Raw genomic sequence first — 6,854 nt, 5'->3', positions numbered from 1 at the left:
GATTATAGTAGGCAATTTTTCTATTTATACCGTCTTTTTCTACATCATAAGCTGACAATTTTGAACTTAAAAGTCCGCTACCACCTTCTTCATCTAATTCAAAAATATTTTTACCTCTTCTAAATTCTTTTAATTCGTTCTCAGCTTCTTTGATTTGACCTTCCATTTCTCTCAAAGTACTGTCTATGAATCCAATTGTATTATTTGCAAACTGATTTTTACTTTCTAATTGAATTTTTCTTAATACATCAACAGTCGTATTTAAGTATTCTACTAGTCTGTATTTATTAGAACCTTCCATTTGCAATCTAACAACAGAAAGCGCCTTAGCATCAGCACTAACATCTATTCCTTTATATGTTGCAACCGTTGAGTTGAAGTCATCAAAACGCACATAATACTCTTGATTTGTGTATTCGTAAGCTTCAGGTTTAATTATAACTTTTAAATTAAGAAAAGGCAATGCTACTTCTTCATTAATTTTGTAATTCTTTTTAAACACACCGCCAGAAACATTAACTGGCTGAGAAACTAAATCACTATACTGCATTGTTTTTGCAGAAGTTGCTTCTCCAAAATCAACACTTAATTCATATTGAGTTGGAGATAAAAATTTAATTTTGATTAATTGCTTAAAAAGTTGCCCTTTTGTTTTATCTATTTCTACATAAAAAGGAACTTCTCCGTAGACATCCTGAAAAAAATATTCTCCTTTTCTTAGATATTTAATGTAATACTGTAATCTGTCTACAACTATTTCATTGTGAGAACGCGATTTTAAGGTTGTAATAATTGTTTGAACTTTATCAGACGTTCCTCCCCAGTTAAAAACTAAGCTCGTATTTGATGTAAAAAATGGATTGTTTTGGTCTTCAACCACTATAAGTGATTCCATTCCGTAAATTTTTTCTTTACGAATATTTACATTGTAGGCGTAAACAAAAGTAATTATCAAAGACAGTAAAAACCATTTCCAATAACTAATAACTTTCAAAAGAAATCCTTTGAAATCGAATGTATTTTGGGATTCGAAAAAATTAAAATCTTTAGTATCTAGCATTTCAATTACAATGTTTTAGACAACACTAATAATGTTGTAATTAAAGAAATTGCAGTCATAATAGTTGCTACTGACTGTACTCCTGTAACTCCTGTACCCCAAGTTTTTTGTTTCAATGGCTTAACAATGATGTAATCATTTGGCTGAATGTAAAAATATGGAGAATTCATAGCACTTTCCTTTGTTAAATCGATACTATAAGTTTCAAAACCATGAGCAAATTTTCTAATAATTTGCACTTCTTTTCGGTTTCCTGTTATAGGAATATCTCCAGAATTAGCAATAGCTTCCATAATTGTAGCTCTGTCTTGGTACAAAACATTAGTACCTGGCGAACCTATTTCTCCATTTATTGTATAACGTAATCCCGCAAGTTTAACGGTAACAAAAATATTTGCTTCTTTTCTAAAGTACTCTTCTAATAATTGTTTTTCAATTTTTTGACGAACTTCATCTGTTGTATATCCTAAAACATTAACCTCGCCTAAAATAGGAACACGGATATTTCCATGATCATCAACAGTATATCCATTAAAGAATAAAGTTTGAGGAGATGCTTGTGTTTGTCCATTCGTTTGTGAAACAGAAAACATTTCCACTAATTTTTGATCTAAAGCTTTTATATTAATACTTAAGATATCATTTGTTTGAACTCTATATGGCTTAGAAACCTCCTGAGCCACTCTTATAGAATCTGACTTTGATGTTGTATTAGGCTGCAAATAAGTTAATTCTTTTGTAGAAATACAAGAAGTAAAAAAGACTGCAATTATGGATAAAAAAAATATTTTTTTCATGTAAAATCTATACTTATTTTGAGTGCTGCTGATGGTTCAAAAAAACAAAAATGTAAAGCACACTAAATTAGGTAACAAATATAGTTTTTACAATTAAAAAAACGAAGTTATTATTGAATTTTGATTAAATTTTTACTAATATGGCTTTATAGAAGTTTCAAACGGAATTCGATTTAATAGACTTCTACCTAAAGTTACTTCATCTGCATATTCTAATTCATCACCAACAGCAATTCCTCTGGCAATAGTTGATGTTTTAATTTCGAATTCTTTAATCTGTTTGTAAATATAAAAATTAGTCGTATCACCTTCCATGGTGGAACTTAAAGCAAATATGATTTCAGAAACATTTCCTGCTTTTACTTTTTCAACAAGTGAAGTGATTTTTAACTGACTTGGCCCAACACCTTCAATCGGAGAAATTTTCCCACCTAAAACATGGTAAACGCCTTTAAACATTCCTGTATTTTCTAATGCCATTACATCGCGAACATCTTCCACCACACAAATAATCGATTTATCTCGAGAAGCATTTGAACAAATTCCACAAATATCCGCATCCGAAATCGTATTACACTCTTTACAGTATTGAATATCATTTCGCATAGCCGTTAGAGCCGAAGACAAAATTTCAGTTTGTTCTGAAGGTTGTTTTAACAAATGCAACACCAATCGCAATGCCGTTCTTTTACCAATTCCTGGTAATTGAGACATTTCGTTAACTGCATTTTCAAGTAATTTTGATGGTAATTCCATTTAGCAAAAATAAAAAAAAGTTGGGAGATGGAAGTTGGAAGTTGGGAGTTTCCTAAAAATAATTATAAATGAATTTTCTTTTAACATATCGTTTCTAACTTCTATCTTTTTCCTACTTTAGCACAACTAAAAACCAATATATGACTTCAGGAACTATTTTAGCCATTATCATTATCTACTTCGGAATTCTGATTTTAATTTCCAATTTTGTTAGCAAAAAAGACAGTAGCAATGACGCTTTTTTTAAGGCAAATAAAAATGCGAAATGGTATTTGGTTGCTTTTGGAATGATTGGAACAGCACTTTCTGGCGTAACATTTATTTCTGTTCCTGGTGAAGTAGGAAATCCTGATTTGCAGTTTAAATATTTCCAATTTGTATTAGGAAATGCGATTGGTTTTATCATCATAGCAACGGTTTTACTTCCGTTATACTACCGAATGAATTTGACTTCTATTTACAGCTATATTGAGCAACGATTAGGTGTGATAAGTTATAAAACTGCCGCGACTATTTTCTTGATTAGTAGAACTATTGGCTCGGCTTTTCGCTTGTATTTAGTGGTGATTGTGTTGCAACGTTTTGTTTTTGATGATTTTAAAGTTCCATTTGCGGTTACGGTTTTAATTTCCTTGGCTTTAATATTTGCTTACACCTATCGCGGTGGATTGAAAACGATTATTATTACCGATACTTTACAAACGTTTTTCCTAGTTTCTTCGGTGTTTTTGTCTATGAAGATTATTTAAAAGGCAATTATGTTATGAAACAAATCTTAGGTGGAATTTTCGTAACCATCGCTATGGTTGGATTAGACCAAGATTTAATGCAAAAGAATTTAAGTTGTGCAAACATTGGAGAAGCACAAAAAAACATGTTTACTTTTACTGGAATTTTTGTAATTATCAATATTTTCTTCTTGAGCGTTGGAGCCTTGCTTTATTTATATGCTGAGAAAAATGGCATTTCGGTTCCAATGGTTGATGGTGTAAAACGTACTGATTTGCTTTTCCCCGAAATTGCATTTAATCATTTGAATATTATTCCAGCAGTAGTTTTCTTGTTAGGATTAACTGCAGCTACCTTTGCCACAACTGATTCTGCTTTAACAGCTTTAACCACATCATTTTGTGTAGATTTCTTAGGAATGGATAAAGCGGAAAACCAAAATAAACCCAACGCTGTTAGAACGCGTCATTTGGTGCATGTTGGATTTTCTTTGTTGATGTTTTTAGTGATTATCATTTTCAACTCATTGAATGATAAATCTGTGGTAACGATGATTTTCAAAGTAGCAAGTTACACTTATGGTCCACTTTTAGGATTATACGCTTTTGGATTGTTTATGAAATCAAAAACCGTTCACGATAAATTAGTTCCAATTATTTGTGTTATTTCTCCATTGATTTGCTTTTTGTTTGCCAAAAATTCGGCAGCACTTTTTGGAGATTACGTAATTGATAACGAATTAATTATCGTAAACGGAATCATTACTTTTATTGGCTTGTTATTAATTAGCAAACCAGCAACTTCTGAAACCAGATTTTAGAGAAAATGGTTGGCTAACTAGCCCCGATTGAAGAGAAAATCATCTTTATCAAAGTCGAAAAACTTTGATAAAGATATTGTAACGAAAAGCGGGAACATGGTTAACAAGAAATGCCAAAACTTTCGCTTCTAATATTGACTTGTTGCTAACAAAACCAACGTGCAAGCTACTTCATACTGAATATTATTTGCCTCCAATATTTTGTAAAAATCCGGATTTTCGGTTCCTGGATTAAAAATAACGCGTCTTGGTTTTAATGAAAGTATATAATCATAATACTCCACTTGTGCTTTTGGATTGAGATATAAAGTCACTGTATCTACAGCATGAAAATCTAATTTCTCGGTTTCGATTGGAATATCAAATGCCATTCCTTTTTTAGCTCCAAGTGCCACTACTTGATGACTTTTGTCTACTAAACTATGAATGGCTTTATACGAATAACGTTCTTTATTTGTGGAAGCTCCTATAACTAATGTTTTCATGTGAATAATATTTTCCATAAATTTAGTAAATTAAAATAATAAGTATAACTTTGAGTTTACATTATTTTAATGCACTTTTAAAAAAGCTCAAATACCTTTGTAAAAAAACATGGAATTATTTATTTACCTATTCGCCGCTCTATTCTCCGTATTAAATCCAATTGGTACGGTTCCTATTTTCGTGGCTTTAACCGAAGGTTATACGAGTGCTGAACGAGCAAAAGTTTCTTTAATTACCAGTATTAATGTTTTAATCATCTTATTGATTTCGTTTTTTATTGGTCAGTATGTACTAAGTTTTTTCGGGATAACTATTACAGCGTTGCGAATTGCGGGTGGAATTATTATTACGAGTTCTGGATTTGGATTATTGAATGGGAATTTCAGTAAAAACAAAGGAATCAATAAAAAGGTACAAAAAGAAGTTCAAAACAGAACACATATTGCACTTACTCCTTTAGCTATGCCAATGTTAGCTGGACCAGGTTCTATTTCATTACTTATTGCTTATTATCAAGAACACAATACAACCTCTGAAATTATAATTTCAACGATTTCAATTACGGTTGTTGCAGCTACGATTTATTTAGTACTTCGCAGTGCTCACTTTTTAGCAAAAATGTTAGGTTCATCTGGAATCGTGGCGATTTCTAGAATTATAGGATTTTTAACTATTGCTATTGGTATTCAGTATATTATTAGTGCTATCTTAACTATTATTAGAGGAATCTAGTAAGTTGAGAGTTAGAAGAAAAAAATCCCAAATTTCGAATGAATCGGAATTTGGGATTTTTTTAAAAGCCACTGAAAGGATAAAATTATTCTCTTGGCAAGAAAATTTCTGCCATCATACAACGCGCACTTCCACCACCACAAGCTTCAATTGTATCTAAACTTGAACTTACGATAGTTACATGTTCTTCTAATTGTGCAATTTGCTTTTTAGTCAAACTTTGATGTGCTGAAGCACTCATAATTAAATATCTTCTATCATCTGTTCCTTTTACCTCTAACATATTTCCGGCAAAATTGTTTACTTGGTCTTCGGTGATTAGAATTACTTCTTTTTCATCGCCTTTCAAGCTATCTAAGACCATTTTGCGTTCTTTCTTGTCATCGATGCAATCTGCACAAATAACGGCAAAAGTTTCGCCCACGCACATAATTACGTTTGTGTGATAAATGTGTTTTCTTTCTCCGTTTACCGTTTGAAACGCTTCAAAAATTACGGGTGTAAATTCGAAATCTTCACAAAATTCGATGAATAGTTCTTCGTCTGCTCTTGGCGATAAAGCACAATACGCTTTTCCGTTAGCTCTATCTAAAACAATACTTCCTGTTCCTTCTAAGAAAATATCATCATCTTCAGCCGAAGTATAATCCATAATCTCATTGATTACAAAACCTTCATCTTCCAAATGATCTAAAACATCTTCTCTTCTTTCTAAACGGCGATTTTCGGCAAACATAGGATATAATACTACGTCACCATTTTCGTGAAATGAAATCCAGTTGTTTGGAAAAATACTGTCTGGTGTATCTGGACTTAATGTATCTTCAACCACAACCACATTTAACCCAATCATTCTTAACTTTTGAACGAAAGTATCAAATTCTTCTTGTGCTTTTGCATTAACCGAAGTTGGTGTTAAATTATCCAATACTTTTTGGTAATAATTATTCACCGCTGTTTGTTCGTTCATACGGAATGCTACCGGACGAATCATCAATATGGAGTTAGTTGTTTGGTTCATGTTTTATTTATTTAGAGACATTGCAATGCAATGTCTGTACATTATTATCCTTAATCTCTTATCAACGGTAAAGTTGAACATCTCAACAAACCTTCTTGTTTTGCAATTTCGGCATACGGAATTTCTTCTACTGTAAATCCGTTTTCGCGTAACCAATTGTTTAATCTTGTGAAGTTTTTTTCGGAAACTACTACATCAGGAGCAATGGAAAACACATTAGAATTCATGTGATACATTTCTTCTCTTTCGATGTGGAATAAATTTTCTTTTCCGAATAAATTCACTAAAAACATATAATCAGCTTCTTCACGGAAACCACTTTTGTAGATAATACCTTTGTTGGTTCCCACAGGCTGAAAACAACAATCTAAATGCAAAGCGTTATCACGAGGTTCAATTTTCGATTTCACTAAGTCGAATGCTTTCACAATTTTATTTGGAAACAACGCTTTA

The 6,854-nt window shown here is 31.9% G+C and carries 6 protein-coding genes and 2 pseudogenes; 2 read left to right on the top strand and 6 right to left on the bottom strand.

Features of this window, described 5'->3' with window-relative positions:
* From L6Q46_RS13140 to recR, 3 genes and pseudogenes are all read right to left on the bottom strand, one after another.
* A pseudogene (locus L6Q46_RS13140) lies at nucleotides 1–1,060 on the bottom strand (sugar transporter); the annotation flags it as partial.
* A 5-nt stretch (nucleotides 1,061–1,065) separates the two neighbouring features.
* Nucleotides 1,066–1,857 (bottom strand): polysaccharide biosynthesis/export family protein, encoded by a 792-nt coding sequence (locus tag L6Q46_RS13135; RefSeq protein WP_111566937.1) that lies wholly within the window; start codon nucleotides 1,855–1,857, stop codon nucleotides 1,066–1,068.
* Between the two features lie 135 nt (nucleotides 1,858–1,992).
* Nucleotides 1,993–2,613 carry a recombination mediator RecR gene (gene recR / locus L6Q46_RS13130; RefSeq protein WP_111566938.1) on the bottom strand — a complete coding sequence of 207 codons (621 nt, stop codon included), beginning with the start codon at nucleotides 2,611–2,613 and terminating at the stop codon, nucleotides 1,993–1,995.
* A 140-nt stretch (nucleotides 2,614–2,753) separates the two neighbouring features.
* Here recR and L6Q46_RS13125 point away from each other — a divergent pair.
* Nucleotides 2,754–4,162 (top strand): annotated as a pseudogene (locus tag L6Q46_RS13125) (sodium:solute symporter).
* Between the two features lie 128 nt (nucleotides 4,163–4,290).
* Here L6Q46_RS13125 and L6Q46_RS13120 read toward each other — a convergent pair.
* Nucleotides 4,291–4,647: a CoA-binding protein gene (locus L6Q46_RS13120; RefSeq protein WP_291284687.1), complete on the bottom strand. Its 357-nt coding sequence runs from the start codon at nucleotides 4,645–4,647 to the stop codon at nucleotides 4,291–4,293.
* 109 nt (nucleotides 4,648–4,756) lie between these two features.
* Between L6Q46_RS13120 and L6Q46_RS13115 the strand changes: the two genes are divergently transcribed.
* The gene (locus tag L6Q46_RS13115) at nucleotides 4,757–5,380 is read left to right on the top strand and encodes a MarC family NAAT transporter (protein ID WP_026725615.1); all 624 of its coding nucleotides are present in this window, start codon (nucleotides 4,757–4,759) and stop codon (nucleotides 5,378–5,380) included.
* An 85-nt stretch (nucleotides 5,381–5,465) separates the two neighbouring features.
* On the opposite strand, the gene ctlX is transcribed toward L6Q46_RS13115, so the two are convergent.
* Nucleotides 5,466–6,401, bottom strand: a complete 936-nt coding sequence (gene ctlX, locus L6Q46_RS13110) for a citrulline utilization hydrolase CtlX (protein ID WP_291284686.1) — start codon at nucleotides 6,399–6,401, stop codon at nucleotides 5,466–5,468.
* 50 nt (nucleotides 6,402–6,451) lie between these two features.
* The coding region (locus tag L6Q46_RS13105) for an arginine deiminase family protein (protein WP_291284685.1) at nucleotides 6,452–6,854 on the bottom strand (403 nt) is incomplete at its 5' end.

Source organism: Flavobacterium sp. (genome assembly GCF_023151265.1).
GTDB lineage: Bacteria > Bacteroidota > Bacteroidia > Flavobacteriales > Flavobacteriaceae > Flavobacterium.
Note: the sequence above shows the minus strand (reverse complement) of the source record. Positions and strands in the feature narration are given on the sequence as shown.

Bases quoted from the DNA above. Each gene is read 5' to 3' on its own strand.
- L6Q46_RS13135 (WP_111566937.1), bottom strand. From the start codon at position 1,857: ATGAAAAAAATATTTTTTTTATCCATAATTGCAGTCTTTTTTACTTCT.
- L6Q46_RS13120 (WP_291284687.1), bottom strand. From the start codon at position 4,647: ATGAAAACATTAGTTATAGGAGCTTCCACAAATAAAGAACGTTATTCG.
- recR (WP_111566938.1), bottom strand. From the start codon at position 2,613: ATGGAATTACCATCAAAATTACTTGAAAATGCAGTTAACGAAATGTCT.
- ctlX (WP_291284686.1), bottom strand. From the start codon at position 6,401: ATGAACCAAACAACTAACTCCATATTGATGATTCGTCCGGTAGCATTC.
- L6Q46_RS13115 (WP_026725615.1), top strand. From the start codon at position 4,757: ATGGAATTATTTATTTACCTATTCGCCGCTCTATTCTCCGTATTAAAT.